Here is a 26179-nt window from a genome sequence, read left to right as displayed (position 1 = left end):
CGTAATGGCGACCGATCCCGACCGGCGAACGTACGATATCCTCCGCCTGCTGGCGGCCCACGAACCGATCGGAAGCGTCCACCTCACGGAGCACCTCCGCGAACACGGCTACTCGGTGACCGAGCGGACGGTCCGGAACACCCTCGCCGACCTCGACGAGGCGGGACTGACCGAGAAAGCGGGCGGAAAGGGACGCCGACTGACGGCGGCCGGCCGCAGCGAACTCGAGCGCGGCGGGCTCAGCGGTCGGATCGAACGCGTCAGCGAACGACTCGCCGATCTCACGAGTCGGGTCACCTACGACCCGGCGGCCGACGCGGGCGACGTCGTCGTCGGAACCGTGACCGTCTCGCGCGAGGATCGATCGACCCTCGACGAGCTGGTGACGCGGATGAACGACTCGCGGCTCGGCCCCGTTCCGACCGCGGTCGACCCGGTCGACGGACCCGACGGCGACCGACTCGAGGTCGCGGTCCCCTCGAGCGTGACGATCGACGGCGTCTTGCTCTCGCACGGGATCGAGAGCCACCCGGACACGATCGGCGTCGTCGAGTATCACCAGCGGCCGGACACCGTTCCGTACGACGACCCGGAGCCGGCGGTTCACGGCGGCGCGATTCGCCGGTTCACCGACGTGATCGGCGACGAGCGGGCGACGGTGGATCTGGTCTCGCTGTTGATCAGGGCCCGGGAGACGGACGTCACGAACGCGCTCGACGGTGAAACCGGACTGCTGGTCGCCGACAACCGCGAGTTCCCGCTCGTCCACTACGACACGGCCGCCGAACTCGCGGTGACGACCCGCGATCGCCTGGGCGGCGTTCTCGACGTTCGCCGACCTCGAGAGCCCGGCCCGTTCCCGTGGGGGGAACCCGGGTGGAAGTTCGCGTCGCTCACGTACGCGGGGGCGTCAGAATGCCTCATCTCCGCGTGTGTCGAGTCCGGAATCGCCCTCGAGTGGGAGACCCTCGCGGCGGTACGTCCGCGTTCTGTACTTTCACGGTCGCAATAATCTACGTCTGTCTTCTATTCAGTCGAATAATCGTGTATCGGGACAGGTTCATCCAGTTGTGTGTAAAACATGACCAGAATATCGCGGTCACGTGGGAAGTTTTATGTATGAGAAAGGGAGATGGGAGAGTAACGGTGGCAAGGTAATGCCAGGTAAGTACACGCACGGACGACGGAAATTCCTTCGAACGACCGCAGCCAGCGGAAGCGCGATTTCGCTGGCCGGACTCGCAGGATGTACGGGCTTTCTCGAGAGCGGTGACGACGCGCTAACGGTAGCCGTTTACGGCGGCGTCTTCCAGGAGGTGATGGACGAACACCTGTTCGGTCCGTTTACCGAGGAGGTCGACTTCGAGGTCAAGTCGGAGGCCCAGCCCACTTCCGAGGAAGCACTCACCCAGTACGAGAACGGCGTTCAGGCGGGCGAAGCGCCCGTCGACGTCGCGATTATGGCTCAGACGGGGGTCCTCCAGGGCCTCAACTCCGATCTCTGGCACATCTGGGACGAGGGCGACTTCGAGAACCTCGAGTACATCAGCGACGACCTCGTCGGCGAAGCCGACGGGGGTATCTCGAGCGTTGGTGCGCTGTCGTGGTACATCAACCTCGTTCAGAACACCGAGGAGATCGAGGAACCGATCGACACGTGGGAAGCGCTGTGGGACGACCAGTACGAGGACCAGCTCGGCCTGCTGGGCTACGCATCGAACTCGTTCCTGCTCGACGTCACGGCGGAGGTGTTCTTCGACGGACAGGAGATCCTGACCGACCAGGACGGCGTGCTCGAGGTGTTCGAGAAGCTCGAGGAAGTGAAGCCCCAGGCCAACTTCTGGTACGAGAACGAAGCGGAGTTCCAGCAGCGGCTCCGCGACGGCGAGGTACCCGGTGGCATGCTGTACAGCGACATCACGCTGGTCATGCAGGACGACGGCGCGCCGGTGCAGTCGAACTTCGTCTCGGAGGGATCGATCCTCGACTCCGGGCACTGGGTGACGCTCGAGACCTCGGAGCTGAAAGACGAGGCGCAGCAGTTCATCGATTACGCGAGCCGACCCGAAGTGCAGGACCGCGTCGCCGAGAACCTCTACACGAGCCCGACGATCGATCGCGAGCACTCCGAGATCGACGACGAGACCTACGAGAAGATCGCGGGTCCGGGGCCGGACGAAGCCATCGTCCCGAGCTACGAGCTCTACGTCGAGGAGGAAGACTGGGTCAACGAACGCTGGGAGGAGTTCATCGTCGGCGAATGAGCGGGATCTCACTCACCGGGGTCTCGAAGCGCTATCCGGGTGGCGTCCTCGCCGTCAAGGGGGTCGACATCGACATCGAGAGCGGGGAGTTCGTCACGCTCGTGGGGCCGTCGGGCTGTGGCAAGACCACGACGCTGCGGACGATCGCCGGCTTCGAAACGCCGACGGATGGGTCGATCCGCATCGACGGCGAGGACGTGACCGACGCGCCGCCGTACGAGCGCGACACGGGGATGGTGTTTCAGGACTTCGCGCTGTTCCCGCACATGACCATCCACGAGAACATCGCGTACGGCATGGAAGCGTCGGGCGAGTACACCGACGAGGAGATCGACGCGCGAGTGGCCGAAATGCTCGAGCTGGTCGAATTGCCCGGCGTCGGCGATCGAACGCCGGATCAGCTCTCCGGCGGACAGCAACAGCGGATCGCGCTCGCTCGAGCGCTGGCACCGCGCCCGAAGGCGCTGTTGCTCGACGAGCCCCTGGCCAGTCTCGACAAGCAACTCAGAGAACAAATGCAAGTCGAGTTGCGCCGAATCCAGCAGGAGATCGGGATCACGACCGTCTTCGTCACGCACAACCAGGAAGAGGCGCTGACGATGTCCGATCGACTCGCCGTGATGAACGACGGCCGGTTCGAACAGGTCGGCCCGCCGGACCAAGTGTACAACGATCCCGACACGCGATTCGTCGCGGACTTCCTCGGCACCGCGAACATCTTCGACGGCTCGGTGACGGCGGTCGACGACGGGTACGCGACCGTCGACTGCGGAGACGTGACCGTTCGGTCGAAGAGCCGCCCCGGGATCGAGCCCGGCGCGGACGTTTCGGTCGTCGTTCGACCGGAGCGGTTCGAGTTCGGGACCGCGAGCGCCGACGGCGGGACCCGCTCGACGGGCAGCGTCGAGAACGTCTTCGAGGGCGAAATCACGTTCAAACGGCACCTCGGCAGCAGCGTCGAGTTCCGGCTCGAGACCGAGGCGGGCAGAGAGCTCGTCGTCGTTCGCCGGAGCGGCCTGAACCAGCGATCGTCGGGGCAGCGAGCGACTGTTCGCGTCGATCCCGACGACTGCCGAATCGTGGAGGAATAGATGGCGACCGAGACATCCGCGACCGACGACGGCAGCGAGGCCGGACGGGCGGGGCTCAGAGCGAACGCGAAGTGGTACGTGCTGTCGTACCCGCTGAGCTGGCTCGTCGCGATCTTTCTCGTGCCGCTGGCCATGCTGGTGGTGTTCAGCTTCTGGGTCAACATTCCCGGCGGCCAGTACGAGATGGGGTTCACGCTCGAGAACTACACGCGCTTTCTCACGAGCAGTCTCTATCTCGGGCAGCTGTGGCTAACGGTCGAAATTTCGCTGGTAACGGCCGTCATCTCGCTGCTGCTTGGCTATCCGATGGCGTACTACCTCGCCCAGATGCGGCGACCGTGGCTGCGGAGCGCGCTGCTGATCACGATCATCTCTTCGCTGTGGGTAACCTACGTCATCAGGGCGTACGCGTGGCAGGTCATTCTGGCCTCCAACGGGATCCTGAGTTCGATCGGCGTCGCCACCGGGGTCCTCTCCCAACACCAGTCGTTCTACCCCGGCTACTGGGGGTTGATCGTCGGTATGGTGTACGTCTTCCTGCCGTTCATGATACTCACGCTCTACAGCAGCATTCGGAACATCGACGGCGAGCTGCTCGAGGCGTCGAAGAACCTCGGTGCGGGACCGGCTACGACGTTCCGCCGGGTGACGCTCCCGCTGTCGAAACACGGGATCACCAGCGGCACCGCGCTCGTCTTCATCCTGGCACTCGGGTCGTACGTGCTGCCGCGGCTCCTCGGAAGTTCCGCACAGCGGACCCTGCCGGTGCTGATCGAACAGCAGATCATGAGCGAGAGCAACTACCCGTTCGGGGCCGCGATGAGCATCGGGCTGATCGCCGTCGTGCTCGCGTTCCTCTGGGTGTTCGTTCGGTTCACCGGCGTCACGACCGCGAGCCTCGGCGGAACGGAGGAGATAGAGACCGTCGACAGCGGATCGGACGACGCGACGGCGGCCGCGAACGCCACCGGTATCGGGGCGCGCGCCCGCCGCGGTGTCGCCGCCGCGGCCGAACGGACGGGTCTCGCCGGGGCGGCCGGTGCGATCTCGAGCGCCGTGAATTCGCTGGTGACGTCGGTCGATTCGACGACCAGAGAGTCGATAACGTGGGTCAGTTTCCGCCTGTACGTGGCGGCCGTCATGGTGTACATCGCCGCTCCCCTCGGGATCATCGTCGCCGTCTCGTTCACTCCCGAGCAGTTCCTGACGTTCCCGCCGGGCGGGTTCTCGTTGCAGTGGTACGGCGAGTTCTTCACTGACTCGTCGTGGCTGATCGCGCTGATCAACAGCCTCACGATCGCATCGGCTGCAGCGCTGCTCAGTACGTCGATCGGTGGAACCCTCGCGTTCGCACTGGATCGGTTCGACTACCGGCTCGGGGCCATCTTCGGAACGCTCGGCGTCCTGCCGATTCTGGTTCCGCCGGTGATCATCGGCGTGGCCTTCCTCGTGTTCTTCCTGGAGATCGGCTTCGCCGGCTCTCAGCTGAGCATCATCGTCGCCCACGGGATCTTCTACGCGCCGTTCCCGTTCATCCTGATCTCGCAGGGACTCGGCGAGATCGATCGAACCTACGAGGAAGCCGCGATGAACCTCGGCGCGTCGCCGGTGCGAACGATCCGCACGATCACGTACCCGCTGTTGCGGGCGAACGTGATCTCCGGCGCGCTGTTCGCGTTCATCCTCTCGCTGAACGAGTACATCATCGCGTGGCTGCTGTCGCTGTTCCTCGTGGACACGATCCCGATACAGATCTTCAACCAGCTGCGCTACTCGTACCCGCCGACGATCGCGGCGGCGAGCGTGGTCTTCATCGCGCTCACGGTCGTCGTGATGACCGCGATCGAGCGCATGTCCGGAGGGATCTGGGAGTGAGTTCGCCGGCCGACGCCAGGATCGTCGTCGCACAGACGGTCCCGGAATTCGGGGCCGTCGAGGCCAATCGGGACCGAACCGTCGACGCCGTCCGGGAGAACGCCGACGCCGATCTCGTCGTGCTGCCGGAGCTCGCGACCACGGGCTACGTGTTCGAGTCGACCGACGAACTCGCGGCCGTGGCCGAACCGCGCGACGGTCCGACCGGCCGGGCCTGGGCGGCCGTCGCCGCCGAGACCGGCACGTGGATCGTGGGCGGGTTCGCCGAGGCCGACGACGACGCGTTCTACAACAGCGCGCTGGTGGTTTCGCCCGACGGCGTCGAGGGAGTCTACCGAAAGGTCCACCGCTGGAACGAGGAGAAGCGATGGTTCGCGGCCGGCGACGACGTCCCGGTCTTCGAGACGCCGTTCGGCCGGCTCGGCGTGCAGATCTGCAACGACCTCTGGTTTCCGGAACAGACGATCTCGCAGGCTCGAGCCGGTGCCGACCTCGTCGCCGTGCCGACGAACTGGGTTCCCGAGCCGGCGGGTGACGACGGGACGGCGGGCGACGAACGGCCCGCCGGCTGGACGATGGGCGTCCATCAGACGGTCGCACACGCCAACGCGAACCGCGTGTTCGTGGCCTGTGCCGATCGCGCGGGAACCGAACGCGGAACCTCGTTCGAGGGGCAGAGCGTCATCGTCGATCCGAACGGCGTGCCGGTCGCGGGCCCCGCTCCGCGGACGGGTGAGCACGCGCTCGCCGCCGACTGCGACCTCCGGCGAGCGCGGCGCAAGGCGCTGACGGATCGCGACGACGCCCTCGCGGACCGCCGGCCGGACGTCTACGACCTCGAGTAGTGGTCCAGCGGCGGCGCGCGAGCCGCCCCGACCGGCTCGAGTTCTTTTCTCGCAACCGTTCCGTACAGCGTTTCCCACGAGTCGGAGAGGCCGTACTCGTTGAGCGTCGTCAACAGGAGCTCACCGGTCCCGACGTACGTGATCGAGCCGAACGCCCACGCGGAGTTGCCGCTGGGGTGGTGGTCCTGTTCGCGCGGTCGTCGAAAGTCGAGGGCCCCGCCGAGCGACTCGCGACTCGAGTGGACCAGATCCCGGGCTTCCTCGTACCTGTTGATCGGGAATTCGCGATCGTCACCGATGACGAGGCCGGTGTCGCCATCCTCGATGATGCTCGCGACGTCGCTTCGGCCGGCCTCGATCAACAGCGAAATGACGTCGATCGACGACCCCTCGCCGTTGAGCACGTCGACGTATCGCGCGATTCGACCGCCGCGTTCGGCGTCGGCGTCGTCCGACGGCGCTTCGACGGGCTCGTATTCGAGGACGCCCGCCGTCGAGAGGGTTGCGTCGACCCCGTGGGAGAGCAAGACGCCGTCGAGGGAGATGCTCGAGGGAGCGAGCAGCCGGTACTCCCCCGGCTCGTCCGGGGCGCTCTCCTCGAGCGAGACCGGAACCGGACCGAGCGGGAGCGATTCGAGCCGCTCGAGAAGCCGGAGGGTCTCGTCGACCGCCGGCTCGTCGATGAACGCGGCGGCGGCGACGAGGGTCCCGGCGTCCTCGATCGGGTCGTAGCTCACGCGGCTCGTGAGCGCGGAGATGCGCGCGCGGATCTGCCCGAGGCGGCTATTGACGTCCCCCTGCTCGAGTTCCATGCGTCCGCTGTCGGTGAGGCGGCGGCCCTTTCCGGGCACTTTCTCCGTGAGCCCGAGTTCGTCGAGCTCCGAAAGCGTCAGTCTGATCGTCCGGTCTTTGATATCGTACCCGTGGAGCTGCATCAGTTCGACGAGCTGGATGCTGCCGATCGGGGCGTGCCGGTCGACCAGACGGAGCAGATCGTACGTCCGCCTGTCGAGTTCCGGTGCCATACGAGTCTTACTCACAGACAACACACACCAAGGTTTGGTTTCAGCGGCCGACCCGTCGTCGGTCCGCGTCCGCGTCGACACAGTGCGTACGCTTTTATGCCAGCTACGGCAACACAGTTGATGGCAACCCATTGCCGCCGTGCGGAGAAATGACAAGGAAACTGCCGCCGACGAACGACGCAGCGATGTCGCGCCGCGACGACCGCGTCGTGTCGGCTCGGACCGCGCTCCTCGAGCGACGGTTTGCGGAGCGATTACGATACAATCGACGAATACGGAACGAACGATGGACACGAACCTGACGACCCAGCACGCGAACGCAACGGTGAGGCAACGATGAGCGAGCGATCGCTTTCGAGCGACGCCGTCGGCACGACCCGAACGAGCGGCGTCGCCGAGTCGGTAATCCGCGAAATGACTCGGGAAGCGCTCCGTGAGGACGCGATCAACCTCTCGCAGGGGATTCCCGATGCGGACGAGACGCCGGTCGAAATCAAGGCGGCCGCCAAAGACGCGATCGACGCGGAGAGCCAGTACACGATCACCTGGGGGCTCCCGGATCTCCGGGACGCGGTCGCGGAGCGGTACGCCGACTGGAAGGGCGTCGAATACGACCCCGAGACCGAGGTGACGATCACGAGCGGCACCAGCGAGGCGATCATGTCGACGATGCTCGCGCTCGCGGAACCGGGCGACGAGGTGATCTACTTCGAACCGGTCTACGAGAGCTACATCCCGGCCAGCCAGTTCGCCGGCGCGACGGCCGTCCCCCTCGACATCACCGACACCCTCGAGATCGACTACGAGCGGCTCGCGGCGGCGGCCGAAGACGCCCGGATCCTCGTGCTCAACACGCCGATGAATCCGACGGGGAAGGTGTTCTCCCGCGACGAACTCGAGCGGATCGAGGAGATCGTCTTCGAACACGACCTGATCGTGCTCACCGACGAGATTTACGAGCACATCGTCTACGACGACGACTACCTCAGCCCGGTCGAAGTCGGCGACCTCGCCGACCGGACGGTCGTCTGTACCGGCATGTCGAAGACGTTCAGCGTCACCGGCTGGCGCGTCGGATTCTGTCTCGCCCCCGAGTACCTCTCCCGGGAGCTCCGGAAGGTCCACGACTACACGAGCATCTGCGCGCCGACGCCGTTCCAGCGGGCGGGCGTCGAGGCGCTCTCGCTGCCCGACTCGTACTACGAGGAGCTGTCCGCGTCCTACGAGCGGCGCCGCGACCTGCTCTACGACGGGCTCGTCGAGGCGGGGCTCGATCCCGTCACGCCCGACGGCGCGTACTACATGATGACGCGGTATCCGACGGACGAAGCCGACCTCGAGTTCTGCTATCGGCTCATCCGCGAGGCCGGCGTCGCCGCCGTGCCGGGAAGCAGCTTCTACACGGACCCCGACGCCGACGCGGACTGGATCCGGTTTACCTTCTCGCGAAACGAGGAGACGATTCGGGAGGCGGTCGATCGACTGCGCGAGAACCGCTGGTGGTGACCGACGCCGAAGCTGAGCCGGTTGCGACGACGGCGAGGACGATGTCGACCGGGGCGGTTGCGGTTCGATGCCGACCGCGTTCCGAACCGTCTCCCTGAGCCGCCGACGGCCGCCCCCGTCGGGATCTTTTTCGTCGCCCGCTCTGTGGCTACAGTCGAGATGTGCACTTCGACAGACGGATCGCCTCGGCCGCTGCTCCCCACGACCGACCCGACGACAGCGATGGCGTGGACCGGCCCGCAGACGGCCGCGGTCGCCGTCGCCGACGGCTCGGAGGCGACATGACCGAGCTGTGCGTCTATTACGACGACGCGGCGCTGGCACACGTTCCTCCCGCGGGCGATTTCGAGATGCCGTGGACCGGCCGGCTGGCGGTGAGAGAGCCCCATCCGGATCGGCGCGAACGCATCGAGAACGTCCGGTCCATCCTCCGGAGCGAGCTCGGCGATCGGACGACCTGGGCCGACATCGAGCCGGCGACCGAAACCGAACTGACCCGCGTTCACGCCGCGTCGTACGTCGAGGCGGTTCGCTCCTGGGCCGACGACGGCGGCGGTCGGCTCACGGCGGAAACGGGCGGCAACGCGGAAACGTATCGCGCCGCGGCGACCGCCGCTGGCGGAGCGATCGCCGCCGCCGAACACGCGGCCGACCCCGGAACCTCGGCGCTCCCGTACGCGCTCGTCCGGCCGAGCGGCCACCACGCGCAGTCGTCCCAGAGCGACGGCTTTTGCTTTTTCAACAACGTCGCCGTCGCCGCAGCCCACTTGCTCGAGACGGGGCGAGCGGACCGCGTGGCGGTCCTCGACTGGGACGTCCACCACGCGAACGGGACCCAGGAGATCTTCGACGACCGCGACGACGTCCTCCTCGTCAGCCTCCACAACGACCACTGGCCGTGGGACGAGGTGAGCCACCCGCAGTCGTGCGATCTCACCGAGCAGGGGACCGGCGACGGCGAGGGGTACACGGTCAACGTTCCGCTCCCGGCCGGCACCGGCGACGACGGGTACCGGTACGCGATGGACGAACTCGTCGGGCCGGTACTGGGAGCGTTCGATCCCGACGTCCTGCTGGTGAGCGCGGGCCAGGACCCGGGGACGATGGATCCGCTGGGGCGGAACACCGTCACGAAAGCCGGCTTCGAGTCCCTGGGCGAGCGGGCGCGGGCGCTGGCGTCCGAGCACGCGGACGACTCCCTCGCCCTCGTACAGGAGGGCGGCTATCAGATAACCCACCTCGCGTACGCGACGCTCGGCGTCCTCGAGGGCGCGCTCGGACTCGAGTCCGAGATCGACGATCCGTTCGCGTGGATGGCAGGAAACCCGGCGCTCGCCGAGCAGGCGGTCGACCGGGCGATCGAGGCGCACGCTGACTACTGGCCGCTCGAGTAGTTCGCGAGCGGCCGACGCGATCGGGCCGTTCACCACAGTCCACGTTCCGAACGACCCCGACGGGACGACGAGGCGCGATCACCGGGCGGCTCACCCCACGACGGAGACGACCGTCGCACCCAGAACGACGACGACCGCGGAGGCGGTGACGCGCCAGGTGACGCGCTCGAGTCGCCGCGGGAGAAACAGGACGGAGAGGACGACGACCAGCAACGGCGTAAGTTGGAGCAGCGGCATGACGAGGACGACGGGTGCGACCGCGAGCGCCGCGAAGTACGCGACGAAGCCGACGGTCGTCGAGAGCCCGCCCGCGACGTACCACGCCGTCGACGGACTGCGAAGGGGGACCCCGCCCAGCGAGCCGGTCACCGCCAGGTAGCCGACGAAGCCGGCGGTCGCGGCGCTCGCCATGACGACGAGGCCGGGCAGGATCGGCGTCCCTTCGGCGAGCCCGATCGAGACGAAGATCGGTTCGATACCGATACAGACGGCGGCGGCGAGCGGCAGCACGATCGTCTTGCCCGTCTCTCGGATGGATCGGTCGGTATCGGCGGCGGCTGCGGTCTCCCAGGAGACGACGGCGATGCCGGCGACGATCAGGACGATTCCGACGAAGTGACTCGCGGTCAGCCGTTCCCCGAGGACGACGACGGCGAAGATCGTCGCGAAGAGGACGTTCGACGCGATTACGGGGGAAGTCACGTTCGCGCCGAGCGCCTCGATACTGGTGAACATCAGCAGGCGCGCGACGAACATACCGACGATGCCGGCCGCCGCGAACGACGCGACCGAGAGCGGCGTGACAAGCGCCGCGTACGGCCGCGAGTGGAGCGCGAACACGGCCGGCGCGAGCAGGACGACGTGACTGGCCAGGACGACGAGGACCGCGTCGGTGACGTCCCCGTCGTCGGTTCCGAGCCGGATGCAGAGAAACTGCCCTGCGAACCCGACGGCGGCGACGCTCGCCAGGAGGACGCCGAGCAGCGAATCCGGAACCGCGAATGTCATAGCTTCCGGTCCCACCGGGACGTGATAACGCCTCTGGATTCGGTCGATCGAAACGGCGTCCTCCCGCCCGTTCGCGGCTATTCGATCGAGGAACGTCCGAAACGGGTCCCGAGGTTGATCGGTACCGGCGTCGCCGCTCCGGTATCGCCGCAACCGCCGAACGACTCGAGCGTATTCGCCGAACGGCTCGTGTCCGCGTCGATAGGGACACCCGCGGCACCCGGAACAGATCGATCTTGCCCGGAACGAATCGCTCTTCTAGGCGCGTGACTCCTCGAGTGGTTCGGAATCGTCCGCTTTCAGATAGACTTCGAGGATCCCGTTCTTGAACCACGCTTTCGTGATGTCGGGCGAGTCCCGCGGGAGTTCGACCCGTCCGACGACTCTCGCGGACTTCCTGATAACGAGTTCGTTCGTTCGTGGATCGATAGCGACCGTGATGTCGTCTATACTTGCACCGAGCATATCAGCGACGACGACGAATTCGTCGTCGGTGACGCGAGTGTCGATCAAACACGCTTCGGCCGTCGATCCGTTCGTCCGCGTCTTCCGCTCGCGTTTCACGTCGTCTGGGCGCGGATCTTCCCCCTCTCTGCCGGTCGAGGGACGGGCTCGAGGGGCCGCTCTGTCGCTTTTGGCCTCTTCGAGTAGATTCGCCAACCCGTCGGACAACGACCGCAGTCCGGCCTGAAGAGCGGTTTCAAGAGCGCCTCCAACGGAGGGACCCGTTTCGTGACTGTCGGACGAGGAGTTCGGCGATTCACTGGTTTCCCGCTCGGTTTCGTCGTCGTTGCTCATGAGCGTTCAGTCCTACTTCCTATGATGTCATATTATGGCATCCACCAAAATAAGGCTCTGGATTCTCCAGGTATCGTGATCCGTCTACTCACAGATCTATTTCCGAGTACCTAGACGAGACAGCCGCATCTGTAGCGATCGTATCGGTGGTGACCGTTCCCGTCCAGTGAACGACCCGTTCGTACCGGACGACGGTCGCGTTTTCGATCGTCGAGCGCGCTTTGCGATCCCGCCTCGAGCGTTTCGGCGTCAGTGTCGAGCCGCTGCTGAACGGCCGAGAACGCCATCTCGCCGTCGCCAACCGCTTCCTGCTCGGCGTCTTCGATCTCGGCCGGCCCTCGACGGTGACGACCTGTTGTTTGATGGTGGTATGACCCTTACCTACGAGTAACAATGTCCGGGAACACCAGCCCCAGTCTCGAGGACATCGACGAGATCGCCCACGAGCCACGCCGGGAGTTCGTCGAGTCGACGAACGTCGACGAGTTCATGCGGGAGTACGGGATCGACGACTACGAGGACCTGATCGAACGGACGACGATGGCCCTCGAGGACGAGCCCGAGAGCGGCGTCGACTGGTTCTGGGACGAACTGGTCGACTACCTCGACATCGAGTTCTACGAGGCGTACGACGAAGTGAGAGACGACAGCGAGGGGCCGCAGTTCGCCGACTGGTACCCCGGCGGGGAACTCAACATCGCCCACAACGTCGTGGACCGTCACGCCGCCGTCGACGAGGAGCGACGGAACAAAGTCGCGACCATCTGGGAGGGCGAGGACGGCGAGGTCCGCGAGGTGACTTACCACGAACTCCACCGGGGGGCGAACCAGGTCGCGAACGCGCTCGAGGCGCGCGGCGTCGGGACGGGCGACACGGTCGGACTCTACATGCCGATGGTGCCCGAGGTCGTCTCGATCCTCTACGGCTGTTTCAAGGTCGGTGCGATCGCGGTCCCGATCTTCTCCGGGTTCGGCGTGGACGCGGCCGCGACCCGGATCGCCGACTCGGAACCGGCTGTGCTGTTCACCGGCGACGGCTTCTACCGCCGCGGCGATCCGGTCTTCCTCAAGTCCGCCGCCGACGAAGCGATCGCGGAGGCGGGCCACGTCGAGCACACGATCGTCTTCGACAGGTTGGGTTCGAGCGATCGGGGCAGCGAGCACGAGATCCCCTGGAACGACGACCGCGACGAGTGGTGGACCGACGCCGTCGAGGCGCAGGACGACGACTACGAGACGAAGTCCCTGGACTCGAGCCAGGAGTCGATGCTGCTGTACTCCTCGGGGACGACGGGGAAGCCGAAGGGGATCGTCCACACCCACGCCGGGGTACAGGTCCAGTGTCCCAAGGAGGTCTACTTCGGGATGGACCTCAAGCCCGCCGACCGATTCTTCTGGGTCTCCGATATCGGCTGGATGATGGGACCGTGGTCCCTGATCGGCACCCACACTTTCGGCGGCACCGTCTTCATGTACGAGGGTGCGCCCGACCATCCCGAACCGGACCGCTTCTGGGAGATGATTGACCGCCACAAGCTCACCCAGTTCGGGATCTCGCCGACCGCAATCCGGGCGCTGCGAAAGCACGGCGACGACTGGCTCGAGGGGTACGACCTCTCGAGCCTGCGGATTCTGGGGTCGACGGGCGAACCCTGGGACCCCGAATCCTGGCACTGGTTCTACGAGAACGTCGGTGACGGCGACTGTCCGATCATCAACATCTCCGGCGGCACCGAGATCTGCGGCTGCTTCCTGATGCCGTTGCCGACGGAACCGCTCAAACCCTGTACGCTCGGCGGCCCCGGCCTCGGGATGGACATCGATATCGTCGACCGCGACGGGAACTCGATCAGGGAGGACAACGAACGCGGCTACCTGGTCGCCCGCGACTCATGTCCATCGATGACCAAGTCCCTGTGGTCGGGCGACGAACGCTATCTCGACGAGTACTGGTCGACGTTCGAGGACATGTGGGACCACGGCGACTGGGCCCAGAAGGATGCGGACGGCTTCTGGTTCCTCCACGGCCGCGCCGACGACACCCTCAACGTAGCCGGCAGAAAAGTCGGCCCGGCGGAGGTCGAAGGTGCGCTCATCGATCACGCAGCCGTCAACCAGGCGGCCGCCATCGGCGCGCCCGACGACACTACCGGAACCGCCGTCGTCGCCTACGTCGTCCTCGAGGACGGGATCGACGAAACGGACGATCTCCGCGAAGAACTTCGCGCACAGGTCGGGGAGGAACTCGGCAAACCGTTCCGCCCGCGCGAAGTGCTGTTCGTCGACGAGTTCCCCAAGACGCAATCGGGCAAGATCATCCGCCGCGCCATTCAGGCGACCTACACCGGCGAGGATCTGGGCGACATGAGCAGCATCGAAAACCCGGGCGCGTTAGAGGACCTCGAGGACGCGCGGTAAGCATCGACCGAATCGGTGACCGAACGGATCGGTATCCGAGCGCTGACCCGATGGCCGAAAAATCGTCGACTCGGCCCTCTTTCGACGCGAGTCGCCTGCCTTCTCACCCGTCGGTCGTCGATCGGTATCGACTCCTGGCGCTCGGTGTTCCACTTCTCGACTTCCGTGATCGCGCGGAGGCAGATCGGTGATCGCTAGGGCGGTTTGCGTCAGACTGCCACTCACACGATCCACGATGCTGAATTCACCTTTTCGCCGGTACCGCCCCCGGGTGGTTTCGAACGGGTCGGAATCCGCTCGGCAGAAAACGCCGGGCGAAGAGCTGTTCCTGCGGATCTGGCTGCCCTCAGCCCGATCGGGCGGCCGGCGTCGCGACTGAACGGATCGAAGGGGCTCGGATCAGCGGAGCCGCGACCGCGGATCGAGCACCTCGATCGGGTGGACCGCGTCCCGATCGAGCAGGTCTCCTAACTGCTCCTCGCAGGAGGTGCCGCTGGCGACGACCAGCCGATCCTCGGCCCGGGGATCGGTGAACTGCTCGGCGAGTCGCTCGCCGACGTCCATGCTGAGTTCGTAGTACTCGCGCTTGTAGCCGAAGCTCCCGGCCATCCCGCAACACTCGACGTCGCTCTCGACGACGTCGTAGGCGAGGTCGTCGAAGACCGCGGTCGTGTAGCGATCGAGCCCCAGCGTGCGCTGCTGGCAGTGGGCGTGGTACGCGATCGGCGGGCCCTCTCCGCCGTCACGGAGTTCGGTAGGGTCGCCACCGTTCGCGAGCACGCCGTAGACGTACTCGAGCACGTCGTAACTGTTGTCTCGGAGTCGCTCGAACGATCGCTCGGGCAGCAGCTTCTCGTACTCGCGGCGGAACATCGCGAGGTCGCTGGGTTCGATCACGACGATGTCTCGCCCGGCGTCGACGTGTTCGGCGAGCGCGCTGTAGACGCGACTCGCCTGTCGATCCGCGGTTTCGACCATCCCCTGTGAGAACGGTGCCCGGCCGCTCTCGCCGACGGAGGGGACCCGAACGCGGACGTCGAGCGCCTCCAGCACGCGGACGGCCGCCTTCCCTCGATCGACGTCGACGTAATTCGTGTACGTGTCGGGGTAGAGGACGACCTCTCGGGCCGCGTCCGCCGGATCGATCCGCGGCCCGCGCGCGTCGTACCAGTCGCGAAGCGTCTCGCGCTGGAACGCGGGGAGGTCCCTGCGACTATCGATTCCGACGGCCCACTCCATGGCGGTTCTGACGGGGCCGAGGCGGGCCAGCCGGTTCGAGACCGGCGCGGTCGCGCTGCCGACTTTGGCGAGCGTCTCGTAGTTTCCGAACAGACGCTTCTGGAGGTCCAGACCGCCCGGTTCCTCGTCGGGGACCAGTTCGTCGTAGACGAACTCGAACCGGTCGCGGCCGCCCTCGCGGTTGAGCCGATCCCTGACGACGGTGTTGATCCACGGGATGTCGATCCCCACCGGGCAGGCGTTCACGCAGCGCGTACAGCCGGTACAGAGGTCGTTGAACTCGGCCGCGGACTCCTGCCCGTGGACGCCGGCCTCCCAGCCGGTGGCGATCCCGCCGGTGTAGGTCTCGCCGCCGAAGGCGTGGCCGCCGACCGACTGGAAGTTGGCACAGGAGTTCGCACACGCCGAACACCGGATGCAATACAGCGTCTCGCGGAGCTGGTCGTCCTCGCGCATCGCCGTGCGACCGTTGTCGATCAACACGAGGTGGAAGTCCCGATCGTCGTCGCGGTCCGCGAACGCGACGTCCGGCTCGTTGAAATCGACGATCGGCGACTCGACCGGCGGCGTCAGCAAGGAGATGTAGGAAGTGATGTCCTGGCCCGTTCCCGATCGGCCGATCAGTTCGATGAACGGGGCGAGTTCCTCGACGGAGGGGACGATCTTCTCGATTCCGGCGACGGCGACGTGGGTGTCCGGGACGACGGCCGTCTTCCGGGCGTTGCCTTCGCTCGTCACCAGCATGATCGTCCCCGAGTCCGCGGTGATGAAGTTCGCGCCCGTCATGCCTACGTCCGCACCACGGATCAACTCCCCCAGGCGTTCGCGCGCGAATTGAGTCAGCTCCTCGGCGGTTTCGAGCGGTTCCTCGGGATCGAACTGGGAATTGAACAGGCGGGCGATCTCCTCGCGGGACTTGTGTATCGCCGGTGCGACAATGTGCGAGGGCGACTCGTCGGCGACCTGAAGCACCCACTCGCCGAGGTCGGTCTCGACGACGTCAACCCCATCGCCTTCGAGCGCCTCGTTCACCTCGAGTTCCTCGCTGGTCATCGACTTTGATTTCACCACTCGATCGGCCGCCTTCTCGCTCGCGAGTTCCCGAACGTAGCGATTGGCGTCGGCCGCGTCGTCGGCGACGTAGACGGTGCCGCCGTTTTCCTCGACCGTCGCCCGGAGCTCGTCGATCAGTTCCGGCAGGCGTTCGATCGCGTCCTCTTTGATCGCACGGGCCTCGCCTTTCAGGGCCTCGTAGTCTTCGAGCTCCGCGACCGACTCGTATCGTCCCTGGTTGAACCCGAGCGTGTTCGCCTCGACGGCGTCCCCCTCGGTCTCGAGGAGGTGGCGAATCCGCTCGGCTTTCGCCTCGCGGTCGGTGCTACTCATCTGCCTCACCCGTCGTCACCGAACCGTTCGCTTCGAGAACGACGACGTGGACCTCCGTCGGCCCGTGTGCACCCCGCACGAGCGCGCCCATGTCGGCGGTCGCGCTCGGCCCGGTCGCGACGATGGCGCTGCCGCCGTCGCGGAGGCGGGGGCCGAGTCGATCGATCGCGGTTCGCATGTCCGAAACGATGTCCGCCAGGCGGACGACGGCCACGTGCAGGTCCGGAAAGAGACTTACCTGTTCCGCTCCCTCGTCGGTCGCGGGCAGGACGACGCTTCCGTAGTCCGCGATTCCCATCGAGGCGGCCGTTATTCCCGTCGTCGCCGACTCGAGGCTCGTGGGCGTCGGCTCGTCGTCCACCCAGTCGGGAAGCGAGACCGAGTCGAACGGGAGCGGTGTTCCGATCGCGGGCTCGCTGGCGATCGTCTCCAGCGCACGGTCGAACTCCGTCGGTTCGGCGTACGTGACCGGCACGTCGAGGTCCGTGAGCGCGGCTTCGAACCGCTCGGGGGCGGACCCTGTATCGACACTCATGAAACGATGCTACTGCCGTGCCTATTTCATTGTTCTGTTCGTTCACGCGGCTCGTACCATCACGCGCCGAAGGGTCGCTATCCGACTCGCAGTTATCACCGGACGGACGAGCGTGCTGGCGGCTTTTGTGCCTCTTCGAACCGATACGATCCACTCGAAGATATCAGCGTATCGACGGCGAACCGTGTGAACCGTGAGCGCGCACCAGCCACCATGACCTGAACACACAAGTGAAATGGCCTGTTCACACGACTGAACTACCTGTGCACTTGACTGTATCCCCTATTCAGACGTGTGAACAGGAGCTGGTGTGCCGTCTTCGATCCGCCGATGGAGACGTCGGCGGAGCGGTTGACTCCGAATTCGAGCCCAGGGCCTCAAGAAACGGGATTTTGGCCACCGTTGGCGGTTGTGCACGCGCTCCACGTACAGCTACCCCGTGGGCCGTAATCTCGCCGGAAGCGGTCCGTTCGGCGCGTTTCGCGGCAGTTCCGCGGAGCGTCTGCTACGCGGTAGAAACAGCGCGTTCCACGTCGGGGCGGCCCGGCGGACGGGTCGATCGACTCGAACGATCGAAGAGTATATATAATCGTTCAATACTTGCCTCCCCCATGCCAGACCCAATCCAACATGGCATCGACAGAGTCCGTCCATCACCGACTTCCGTAGCGGGGTACAGGGGTGAGACCAGTGGCTAGCGCGATCGAGATCGTGGCCGCGGCGTTGCCGCTCGTTCTGGCTGGCGTCCTGCTCGTCGGACTGCTCTGGCCCGCGACGCGGGCGATGCCGATCGCCTACATCACCGCAGTGGCGATCGCACTCGGCATCTGGGGGATGCCGTTCGATTACGTCGCTGCAGCGTCGATCGTGGGCCTCATGACGGCGATCCAGATCCTCTGGATCGTCTTTGGCGCGCTGCTCCTGCTGTACACGCTCATGCGGGCAGGCGCGTTCGATCGGATCAACCAGGGGTTCGCGCGAATCAGTGACGATCGCCGCGTCCAGATCGTTCTCATCGGCTTCTTCCTCGCGGCGTTCATCGAGGGCGCAGCCGGCTTCGGGACGCCCGCGGCGGTCGTCGCGCCGCTGCTGCTGGCGCTGGGCTTCCCGGCTCTCGCGGCGGTGATCGCCGGCCTGATCGGTCACGTCCTCGCGGTCACGTACGGTGCGGTCGGGACGCCGATCATCGTCGGCATCGAGAATCCGCTCGGATCGACGGCGGCAACGGAAACGGCGATCACCGACGCCGGCTTCACCGTTCAGGCGTACTCGGTCGAAGTCGCCGTCTGGGCCGCGACGTACCACGCGCTGGTCGGGTTCGTCATGCCCCTGTTCGCCGTCGGGATGGTCGTCTACTTCTTCGGCGATACCGAGGAACGGAGTCTCGAGCCGGCGTGGGAGGTCGCGCCGCTGTGTCTGTTCTCCGGACTCGCGTTCGTGATCCCGTACTGGCTGTCAGCCCAGATCAGCGCTGAATTCCCCTCGCTGATGGGCGCGATGGTCGGCGGCGCGATCGTCGTCGGCGCGTTGAAAGCCGGCTACTTCGTGCCGGACGAGGAATGGGATTTCCCGGATCGCGAAGCGTGGCCCGCTCACTGGGTCGGAACGATCGAACCGGGACGGGCGAACGCGCCCGGCGTCGGCAGCAGTGACGGCGACGCGGTCGCTGCTGACGGCGGCGTTCGGACGGCCGACGTCGGGACGGCCAACATGTCCCTGCTTCGAGCCTGGACGCCGTACATCCTGCTGGTCGTCCTGTTGGTCGTGACTCGCATCGTCGACCCGCTTCCCGAACTGCTGCAGGAGGAACTCATCGGGGTCGGCAAGTTCTCGTTCCTCTTTAATACGTCGTGGCCGAACATCCTCGGAACTGGTCTCGGCGGCGGTATCAGCTGGGTCTACGTCCCCGGCTTCTGGCTCGTCCTCTGTGCGCTGATCGCGATTCCGCTGTACGGAATGGACGGCGAGCAGGTGACGGCCGCTTGGACCGAGACCCTTCAGAAGCTCGTCGCGCCGCTCATCGCGCTGGTGTTCGTCATCGCGATGGTGCAAGTGATGCTCCAGTCCGGCGCCCACGCCGAGGGCACCGAGAGCATGATCTTCGTCCTCGCGCAAGTGACGGCCGACGTCGCCGGTCCCGCGTACCCGTTCATCGCAGCGCTCATCGGCGCGCTCGGCGCGGCGATGGCCGGCTCGAACACGGTGTCGAACATCACCTTCGGCGGCTTCCAGTTCGAGGCCGCCTCGCAGCTCGGACTGCCGACGCAGCTCATCGTCGGCGCGCAGGCCGTCGGCGGCGCGATCGGCAACCTCGTGGCGATCCACAACGTCGTCGCCGCGCTCGCGACCGTCGGCCTCGTCGGCCAGGAAGGCCGCGTGATGCGGCTGAACCTGATCCCGCTCATCTACTACGCGGTCGGCGTCGGGATCGTCACGACCGTGTTCTGCTACATCCTCTTCCCCGGCCTCTTCTAGGGTCGGGAACGGGCGTTGCGCTTCGATAACGATCGACCCGACACGAGACGTCACGAATCAGATGGACGTAACAACACTCGAACTGCGGTACGACGACGAACGGCCGGCCAGCGTCGCCCTCGTCGACGGACTCCGGACGCTCGAAGATCCGAACGCCGTGGTCGACGAACTCGAATTCACGCTCTACGACTACGTCGATCCCGAGGCGCTCGACGCGCTCCTCGCGGACGGCTCCGGCGACGGGGACCTCGTCGTTTCGTTCTCGGTCGACGGGTATCGAGTAATCATGACGAACGCAGGGCGCGTCCGAATCCGAACCCATGAATAACGAGATGATGCTACGAGGATCGGTCTCACCCGAGCGTCGGCGTGAACCGATCGCTCCCGAGGAAGTTCCAGATGTGGCCGCGCTCTTCCGGCGGGTCGACGCCCGGCAACTCCTTCAGCGCAGGCTGGATCGCGTTCCACCAGCCCTCGTCCGTTTCGAACCCCGCGGAGTGGTCCGGGTAGACGTTCTCGAGGAAGTCGGACTTCCTGGCGCTCGGGTGATCGATGAGATACTCGTAAGACGCGAGGAGGGCCTTCCGGCGGGCCTCGAGCATCGCACCCGTGCCGGGGAGGTCGACCGCCGTCATCGCCTCCCGGACCGCGGGCGGCGGCGTCTCCTCCTCGGTTCGAACCGCCGTCTGCCGGGAGTCCTGATCCGGGCCGGCCTCGATCGGCACCCACCAGACCCGGCCGCGAGCGCCGATCTTGCGCGTCTCGAGCGCTCCCTCCTCGACGAGGTCGTTGAGTTTGTTGTGTGCGGTCCGCCGCGAGCAGTCCAGGTGTGCCATGACGTCGTCCGCCGTCAGCGGTCGGCCGAGATCCTCCCGTTCGTCGAACGCCTCGAGGGCGGCCTCCGGCGGGATCCGATCCGCGTACTGACCGTGGCCGTTTCGCTCACGATCGTCGCTCATGCGAGAAATCAGCACACACGTTCGGATATGCCTTTACATTTCTCTGAATTTGGCCCGGAGACCGGTCGGAAGCCGCCGCTCGAGCGCGTTCGACGGGACGAATCGAGCGCCGATTTCGGCGCGCGCCGCGATCGGCAGGCGAGCCGGTCCGGGGATTCGCGGATCGAGAACTCACAGCGGACGCGGATGGGAGACATTCGCCGGCCGTCCCGTGTCAGCCGAGCGGGAACCCCCGCGAGACGGTTACTCGGTCCGATAGCTATAAATCAACAATCTACACATGGCAATCCATGACATGATCTGTTCGCGACGGTACTCGTGGACGGGGGAGAGGTGGCGTCGATGACCGAGCTGATCGAAGTCGTCCTCGCGGCGGTTCCGCTGATCGTCGTCAGCGTTCTGCTCGTCGGGTTCCTCTGGCCAGCCACGCGCGCGATGCCGATCGCCTGGCTCTCGGCGCTCGCCGTCGCCGCCTTCGGCTGGGGGATGCCCGTCAGGTGGTTGGTCGCGGCGACCATCGAGGGGACGGTGATCGCCGTCCAGATCCTCTTCATCGTCTTCGGGGCGCTCGTCCTGTTGTACACGATGCTTCGAGCGGGGGCGTTCGACGTGCTCAACGCCGGGTTCGCGATGATCAGCGAGGACCGCCGCGTCCAGATCGTCCTGATCGCGTTCTTCCTTTCGACGTTCATCGAGGGTGCGGCCGGCTTCGGGGCGCCGGCCGCGGTCGTCGCGCCGCTGCTGCTCGGCCTCGGCTTCCCCGCGCTGGCCGCAGTCGTCGCCGCGCTGATCGGTCACATCATCGCGGTCACCTACGGTGCGGTCGGGACGCCGATCATCGTGGGTATCAGGGAGCCGATGGCGAGCGTCTCCGGAATCGAGTCGGCGATCGAATCCGGCGGGCTGACGCCGAGCGAGTTCGCGGTCAACGTTGCCGCGTGGGCCGCGACGTACCACGCGCTGGTCGGGTTCGTGATGCCACTGTTCGTCGTCGGGATGATCGTCTACTTCTTCGGCGATCCCGAGGACCGATCGATCGGACCGGCGCTCGCGGTCTGGCCGCTCTGCCTGTTCGCCGGCCTGGCGTTCGTGGTCCCGTACTGGCTGTCGGCGTGGTACATCAGCGCCGAGTTCCCGTCGCTGGTGGGATCGATGGTCGGTGCGGCGATCACGATCGCCGCGCTCCGTGCGGGATACTTCCTCCCCGACGAGAAGTGGACCTTTCCGGACCAGGACGAGTGGCCCGATCACTGGACCGGGTCGATCCAGCCGACGGACGCCAGGAGCGTGCTGGCCGGAACCCACGACATCTCGCTTGCGCGCGCCTGGTCTCCGTACGTTCTGCTGGTCGTGTTGCTGATGTTCACCCGCGTCTTCGACCCCTTCCCGGCCCTGCTTCGCGGGGAACAGGTGTCGCTTTTCGGGCGGCAGGTGTCGCTCGTGGTGGGGACGATCGCGACAGAGGTCGGCGAATTTACCGTCGGCCTGTTCCTCTTCGAGTGGGCGAACGTCCTCGGGACCGGTCTCGGAACCGGCGTCAACTTCATTTACGTTCCCGGCACCTGGCTGCTGGTGAGTGCGATCGCAGCGGTCAGCCTCTTCGATATGAATCGCCGGCAAGTCGCGGAGGCGTGGGGCGGCGCGACCTCGAAACTGATCTCGCCGCTGATCGCGCTGGTGTTCGTGCTTGCGATGGCACAGGTGATGCTCCAGTCCGGCTCACACGCCGAGGGGACCGAGAGCATGATCGTCGTCCTCGGTACAGCGACGGCGAACGTGGTCGGACCCGCCTACCCGATGGTCGCCGCGTTCATCGGCGCGCTCGGCGCCGCGCTCGTCGGGTCGAACACCGTCTCGAACATCACGTTCGGCCCGTTCCAGTTCGTGGCGGCCGAGCGCCTCGGCCTCTCACGGGAACTGATCGTCGGCGCGCAGGCCGTCGGCGGCGCGATCGGCAACCTCGTGGCGATCCACAACGTCGTCGCCGCGCTCGCGACCGTCGACCTCATCGGCGAGGAGGGTCGCGTGATCCGGCTCAATCTCATTCCGCTACTCTACTACACCGTGTTCGTCGGCCTCTGGGCGCTCCTGTTCACCTACGTGCTCTTCCCGGATGTGTTCTGATGGCCGAGAACGCGACCGTACCGTTCGACAAACGCAGACCTACCGCAGAAACAGCACATGGCAACTGATTCACCCAATTCGACGGATTCGACCGGTCCGATCGGGTCGTCCGATCGACCGACGACCGACCGGGACCCTGCACTCGATCCGCAGGCGAACTACGACTACCGCAGCGACGACGTCGACCGACCGACGCTGGTCGCCGACCTCGACCGGCGGATCGCCGGCGAAGTCCGCGCGGACTCGTACTCGCGGCAGCTGTACGCGACCGACGCGAGCATCTACGAGGTGACGCCGATCGGGGTCGTCTTTCCGCGATCGACCGCGGACGTCGCCGCTGTCGTCGAGTACTGCGCCGAGCGGGAGATTCCGGTGTTGCCCCGCGGCGGCGGGACGAGCCTCGCCGGCCAGACCGTCAACGAGGCCGTCGTCCTCGACTTCACGACGCACATGGACGGCGTCGTCGAGGTCGATCCTGACCACCGGCGGGCGACCGCCCAGTCGGGGATCTACCTCGGGACGCTCAACGAGGCGCTCGAGCCCCACGGGTTGAAGTTCGCGCCGGACCCCGCCTGGGGCGACAAGAGCGCGCTCGGTGGGGCGATCGGCAACAACTCGACCGGCGCACACTCCCTCGAGTACGGCAAGACCGACGCCTACGTCGAGTCGTGCGAGGTCGTCCTCGCGGACGGCACCGTCACGACCTTCGGTGAGGTCGACCTCGAGGCCCTCCCCGAACTCGCCGACGGAGACGACCTCGAGTCGGCGATCTACGCCGAGGTCGCCCGGATCCTCGACGAACGGGGCGACCTGATCGAGGAGGCCTACCCCGACCTCAAGCGCAACGTCTCGGGGTACAACCTGGACTGGCTGGTCGAAGACGCCAGGGGTGTCGAGCGCGGGATCGGCGAACCCGACGCCGAGGGCGGTTCGATCAACCTCGCGAAGCTCCTCTGTGGCAGCGAAGGGACCCTCGCGATCGTCACCGAGGCGACGGTGTCGCTCGAACCCGTCCCCGCTGAGAAGAGCATGGCCTTGCTGGCGTACGAGTCGGTACTCGACGCGATGGACGACGTCGAGGGGATCGTCGAGCACGACCCGGCCGCGGTCGAGGTGATCGACGACGTGATGCTCGACCTCGCACGGAACACGTCCGAGTTCGCGTCCACCACCGAACTCCTTCCGGCGGGGACGGCTGCCGTGTTGATCGTCGAGTTTTACGCCGAGGACGTCGCCGACGGCGAACGACAGGTCGCCAACCTGCTCGCCGATCGGTGCCCGACCGTCGATCCCGAGGGCGACGTCGACGACGAGGCCGAGCGACCGATCACCGGCGCGGACGCGCTCGCGTTCGACGCGATCGAAGCCTACGACGAGGCGAGCCAGTCGAAGATCTGGAAGCTCCGCAAGTCCGGGCTCCCGATCCTGCTCTCGCGGACGACCGACGAGAAACACGTCGCGTTCATCGAGGACACCGGCATCCCGCCGGAAAACCTCCGGGCGTTCGTCGTCCACTTCCAGGCGATCCTCGAGGATCACGACACCTACGCCAGCTTCTACGCCCACGCCGGTCCCGGCGTCCTCCACATTCGGCCGCTCGTGAACACGAAGACGGCGGCTGGACTCGAGGACATGGCGTCGATCGCCGACGCCGTCACCGACCTCGTCGTCGAGTACGACGGCTCGGTCTCGGGCGAGCACGGCGACGGCCGCGCGCGCACCCAGTGGAACCGCAAGCTCTACGGGGAGGAGGTGTGGGAGATCTTCCGGGAGTTGAAAACGGCGTTCGATCCCGACTGGCTCCTGAACCCGGGCCAGGTCGTCTTCCGCGACGACGACCCGACCGACATGACGGAGAACCACCGGTTCGGACCGGCGTACGAGTTCGACGCGGGCTTCGATCCCGTCCTCGAGTGGGAGGACGAAAACGGGTTTCAGGGGATGGCCGAGCTCTGTCACGGCTGCGGCGGCTGTCGCGGCGAGCAGTCCACTACCGGCGGCGTGATGTGCCCCACGTTCCGGGCGAGCCACGAGGAGGTACTCTCGACTCGCGGCCGCGCGAACATGCTCAGGCAGGCGATGAGCGGCGAACTGGATCGCGAGGCGCAGTTCGACGACGAGTTCGTCGAGGAGGTGCTCGACCTCTGTATCGGCTGCAAGGGTTGCAAGCACGACTGCCCCAGTGGCGTCGATATGGCGAAGCTGAAAGCCGAAGTGTCCCACGAGTACCACGAACGAAACGGCGTCTCGCTGCGCGACCGGCTCTTCGCGAACTTCGAGACGTTGGCGAAACTCGGGTCCGCGACCGCGCCCGTTTCGAACTGGGTCGCGAGTCTCCCCGGGACGGGCCTCCTCTCTGAGAAACTGCTCGGGATCTCCAGTGAACGTGATCTCCCGACGTTCGAGCGGCGGACCTTCGCGAAGCGGGTGGCCGATCGCGACCCCGCCGTCCCGGCGGACGAAGCGGCCCGTCGCGCCGTGTTGGTGCCGGACGTCTACACCAACCACGAGTACCCGGCGGCCGGCGAGGCGGCGCTGGCCGTCCTCGAAGCTGCCGGCGTTCACGTTCGGGTCGCCACGCCGCGGGATGTCGGCCGTCCGGCGTTCTCGAAGGGAATGCTCGACCTGGCGGCCGAGAAGGCCAGCGAAACCGTCGACGGACTCGCGCCGCTCGTCGACGACGGCTGGGACGTGATCCTGATCGAACCGTCGGACGCGGTCATGCTCCAGTCGGACTACGGAGATCTGCTCTCGGGGAGCGACGTCGATCGCGTCGCCGAGAACGCCTACGGGGTCTGCGAGTACGTCGATCGGTTCGACCTCGATGCCGGGATCGAGTTCGACGCGCCCGGCGACCACCTCGTCTACCACGGCCACTGTCACCAGAAGGCCCACGCGAAGGACCACCACGCCGTCGGTGTCCTTCGCCGGGCGGGGTACGCCGTGGACCCGCTCGATTCGAGTTGCTGCGGGATGGCCGGGAGCTTCGGCTACGAGGCTGAGCACTACTCGATGAGCAAGGCGATCGGTGAGGTGCTGTACGAGCAGGTCGACGACAGCGAGGGCGACCGCGTCGTCGCCCCCGGCGCGTCCTGTCGAACGCAACTCGGCGATCGACCCGGCGCGAGCGAGGAGCCGCCGACGCCGATCGAGGTCGTCGCCGAGGCGCTCGCGGACGATCGATAGGCGCGGCGACCGACCCCCGATCGCCGATCCGCCGTGCGAACGGGAGCGCCA

General features: G+C 66.3%; 19 protein-coding genes. 13 read left to right on the top strand and 6 right to left on the bottom strand.

The window, feature by feature from the left end; all coding sequences use genetic code 11:
• Window positions 1–4 precede the first annotated feature (4 nt).
• The 5 genes from BMX07_RS20440 to BMX07_RS20420 all read left to right on the top strand — a co-directional run bounded on the left by BMX07_RS20440 (window position 5) and on the right by BMX07_RS20420 (window position 6075).
• Window positions 5–1012 (top strand): NrpR regulatory domain-containing protein, encoded by a 1008-nt coding sequence (locus BMX07_RS20440; protein WP_090621663.1) that lies wholly within the window; start codon window positions 5–7, stop codon window positions 1010–1012.
• A 145-nt stretch (window positions 1013–1157) separates the two neighbouring features.
• Entirely contained in the window at window positions 1158–2264 is a 1107-nt protein-coding gene (locus BMX07_RS20435) for an ABC transporter substrate-binding protein (RefSeq protein WP_090621660.1), read from the top strand.
• A complete protein-coding gene (locus BMX07_RS20430) occupies window positions 2261–3355 on the top strand; it encodes an ABC transporter ATP-binding protein (protein WP_090621658.1) in 1095 nt (364 codons plus the stop codon). Before BMX07_RS20435 ends, BMX07_RS20430 begins: the two co-directional genes overlap by 4 nt.
• Complete coding sequence (locus BMX07_RS20425) at window positions 3356–5230, top strand: ABC transporter permease subunit (protein WP_090621656.1); 1875 nt, start codon at window positions 3356–3358, stop codon at window positions 5228–5230. It abuts the gene before it with no gap.
• Window positions 5227–6075 (top strand): nitrilase family protein, encoded by an 849-nt coding sequence (locus tag BMX07_RS20420; RefSeq protein WP_090621653.1) that lies wholly within the window; start codon window positions 5227–5229, stop codon window positions 6073–6075. Before BMX07_RS20425 ends, BMX07_RS20420 begins: the two co-directional genes overlap by 4 nt.
• Here BMX07_RS20420 and BMX07_RS20415 read toward each other — a convergent pair.
• Entirely contained in the window at window positions 6060–7100 is a 1041-nt protein-coding gene (locus BMX07_RS20415; protein ID WP_090621650.1) for an NrpR regulatory domain-containing protein, read from the bottom strand. The two genes, BMX07_RS20420 and BMX07_RS20415, sit on opposite strands and share 16 nt — an antisense overlap.
• A 336-nt stretch (window positions 7101–7436) precedes the next feature.
• On the opposite strand from BMX07_RS20415, the gene BMX07_RS20410 reads away from it, so the two are divergent.
• The 3 genes from BMX07_RS20410 (at window position 7437) to BMX07_RS20400 (ending at window position 10000) form a co-directional block, all read left to right on the top strand.
• Complete coding sequence (locus BMX07_RS20410) at window positions 7437–8606, top strand: pyridoxal phosphate-dependent aminotransferase (protein ID WP_090621648.1); 1170 nt, start codon at window positions 7437–7439, stop codon at window positions 8604–8606.
• Between the two features lie 159 nt (window positions 8607–8765).
• Window positions 8766–8891 (top strand): hypothetical protein, encoded by a 126-nt coding sequence (locus BMX07_RS25500; protein WP_281246985.1) that lies wholly within the window; start codon window positions 8766–8768, stop codon window positions 8889–8891.
• Window positions 8888–10000, top strand: a complete 1113-nt coding sequence (locus tag BMX07_RS20400) for an arginase family protein (RefSeq protein WP_090621639.1) — start codon at window positions 8888–8890, stop codon at window positions 9998–10000. The genes BMX07_RS25500 and BMX07_RS20400 overlap by 4 nt, the downstream gene beginning before the upstream one ends.
• A 90-nt stretch (window positions 10001–10090) precedes the next feature.
• Here the strand turns inward: BMX07_RS20400 and BMX07_RS20395 are convergent, their stop codons facing one another.
• Together BMX07_RS20395 and gvpH are read right to left on the bottom strand one after the other, a co-directional pair.
• Window positions 10091–11008 carry a DMT family transporter gene (locus BMX07_RS20395; protein ID WP_090622129.1) on the bottom strand — a complete coding sequence of 306 codons (918 nt, stop codon included), beginning with the start codon at window positions 11006–11008 and terminating at the stop codon, window positions 10091–10093.
• A 258-nt stretch (window positions 11009–11266) separates the two neighbouring features.
• Window positions 11267–11806, bottom strand: a complete 540-nt coding sequence (gvpH, locus tag BMX07_RS20390) for a gas vesicle protein GvpH (RefSeq protein WP_090621636.1) — start codon at window positions 11804–11806, stop codon at window positions 11267–11269.
• Window positions 11807–12199: 393 nt separating this feature from the next.
• On the opposite strand from gvpH, the gene BMX07_RS20385 reads away from it, so the two are divergent.
• Entirely contained in the window at window positions 12200–14224 is a 2025-nt protein-coding gene (locus BMX07_RS20385) for an AMP-binding protein (protein ID WP_090621633.1), read from the top strand.
• A gap of 399 nt (window positions 14225–14623) precedes the next feature.
• Here BMX07_RS20385 and BMX07_RS20380 read toward each other — a convergent pair whose 3' ends face one another.
• Together BMX07_RS20380 and BMX07_RS20375 are read right to left on the bottom strand one after the other, a co-directional pair.
• On the bottom strand, window positions 14624–16849 hold the full coding sequence (locus tag BMX07_RS20380; protein WP_090621631.1) for an LUD domain-containing protein: 2226 nt from the start codon (window positions 16847–16849) through the stop codon (window positions 14624–14626).
• Window positions 16842–17384, bottom strand: coding sequence for an LUD domain-containing protein (locus BMX07_RS20375; protein ID WP_090621628.1), 543 nt, complete (start codon window positions 17382–17384; stop codon window positions 16842–16844). The genes BMX07_RS20380 and BMX07_RS20375 overlap by 8 nt, the downstream gene beginning before the upstream one ends.
• 690 nt (window positions 17385–18074) lie before the next feature.
• On the opposite strand from BMX07_RS20375, the gene BMX07_RS20370 reads away from it, so the two are divergent.
• Both BMX07_RS20370 and BMX07_RS20365 read left to right on the top strand, forming a co-directional pair.
• Window positions 18075–19859, top strand: coding sequence for an L-lactate permease (locus BMX07_RS20370; RefSeq protein ID WP_090621626.1), 1785 nt, complete (start codon window positions 18075–18077; stop codon window positions 19857–19859).
• 61 nt (window positions 19860–19920) lie between these two features.
• Window positions 19921–20187: a HalOD1 output domain-containing protein gene (locus BMX07_RS20365; RefSeq protein WP_090621623.1), complete on the top strand. Its 267-nt coding sequence runs from the start codon at window positions 19921–19923 to the stop codon at window positions 20185–20187.
• A gap of 25 nt (window positions 20188–20212) precedes the next feature.
• Here BMX07_RS20365 and BMX07_RS20360 read toward each other — a convergent pair whose 3' ends face one another.
• On the bottom strand, window positions 20213–20818 hold the full coding sequence (locus BMX07_RS20360) for a hypothetical protein (RefSeq protein WP_090621620.1): 606 nt from the start codon (window positions 20816–20818) through the stop codon (window positions 20213–20215).
• Between the two features lie 342 nt (window positions 20819–21160).
• Between BMX07_RS20360 and BMX07_RS20355 the strand changes: the two genes are divergently transcribed.
• Both BMX07_RS20355 and BMX07_RS20350 read left to right on the top strand, forming a co-directional pair.
• Window positions 21161–22942 (top strand): L-lactate permease, encoded by a 1782-nt coding sequence (locus BMX07_RS20355; protein WP_090621615.1) that lies wholly within the window; start codon window positions 21161–21163, stop codon window positions 22940–22942.
• Between the two features lie 57 nt (window positions 22943–22999).
• Entirely contained in the window at window positions 23000–26128 is a 3129-nt protein-coding gene (locus BMX07_RS20350) for an FAD-binding and (Fe-S)-binding domain-containing protein (protein ID WP_090621612.1), read from the top strand.
• Window positions 26129–26179 lie beyond the last annotated feature (51 nt).

Origin of the sequence: Natrinema salaciae (assembly GCF_900110865.1) — an archaeon.
In the GTDB taxonomy this organism is placed as follows: domain Archaea; phylum Halobacteriota; class Halobacteria; order Halobacteriales; family Natrialbaceae; genus Natrinema; species Natrinema salaciae.
Note: the sequence above shows the minus strand (reverse complement) of the source record. Positions and strands in the feature narration are given on the sequence as shown.

Bases quoted from the DNA above. Each gene is read 5' to 3' on its own strand.
- BMX07_RS20365 (WP_090621623.1), top strand. From the start codon at position 19,921: ATGGACGTAACAACACTCGAACTGCGGTACGACGACGAACGGCCGGCC.
- BMX07_RS20400 (WP_090621639.1), top strand. From the start codon at position 8,888: ATGACCGAGCTGTGCGTCTATTACGACGACGCGGCGCTGGCACACGTT.
- BMX07_RS25500 (WP_281246985.1), top strand. From the start codon at position 8,766: ATGTGCACTTCGACAGACGGATCGCCTCGGCCGCTGCTCCCCACGACC.
- BMX07_RS20360 (WP_090621620.1), bottom strand. From the start codon at position 20,818: ATGAGCGACGATCGTGAGCGAAACGGCCACGGTCAGTACGCGGATCGG.
- BMX07_RS20430 (WP_090621658.1), top strand. From the start codon at position 2,261: ATGAGCGGGATCTCACTCACCGGGGTCTCGAAGCGCTATCCGGGTGGC.
- BMX07_RS20375 (WP_090621628.1), bottom strand. From the start codon at position 17,384: ATGAGTGTCGATACAGGGTCCGCCCCCGAGCGGTTCGAAGCCGCGCTC.
- BMX07_RS20415 (WP_090621650.1), bottom strand. From the start codon at position 7,100: ATGGCACCGGAACTCGACAGGCGGACGTACGATCTGCTCCGTCTGGTC.
- BMX07_RS20395 (WP_090622129.1), bottom strand. From the start codon at position 11,008: ATGACATTCGCGGTTCCGGATTCGCTGCTCGGCGTCCTCCTGGCGAGC.
- BMX07_RS20410 (WP_090621648.1), top strand. From the start codon at position 7,437: ATGAGCGAGCGATCGCTTTCGAGCGACGCCGTCGGCACGACCCGAACG.
- BMX07_RS20380 (WP_090621631.1), bottom strand. From the start codon at position 16,849: ATGAGTAGCACCGACCGCGAGGCGAAAGCCGAGCGGATTCGCCACCTC.
- BMX07_RS20425 (WP_090621656.1), top strand. From the start codon at position 3,356: ATGGCGACCGAGACATCCGCGACCGACGACGGCAGCGAGGCCGGACGG.
- BMX07_RS20350 (WP_090621612.1), top strand. From the start codon at position 23,000: ATGGCAACTGATTCACCCAATTCGACGGATTCGACCGGTCCGATCGGG.
- BMX07_RS20355 (WP_090621615.1), top strand. From the start codon at position 21,161: ATGACCGAGCTGATCGAAGTCGTCCTCGCGGCGGTTCCGCTGATCGTC.
- gvpH (WP_090621636.1), bottom strand. From the start codon at position 11,806: ATGAGCAACGACGACGAAACCGAGCGGGAAACCAGTGAATCGCCGAAC.
- BMX07_RS20385 (WP_090621633.1), top strand. From the start codon at position 12,200: ATGTCCGGGAACACCAGCCCCAGTCTCGAGGACATCGACGAGATCGCC.
- BMX07_RS20435 (WP_090621660.1), top strand. From the start codon at position 1,158: ATGCCAGGTAAGTACACGCACGGACGACGGAAATTCCTTCGAACGACC.
- BMX07_RS20440 (WP_090621663.1), top strand. From the start codon at position 5: ATGGCGACCGATCCCGACCGGCGAACGTACGATATCCTCCGCCTGCTG.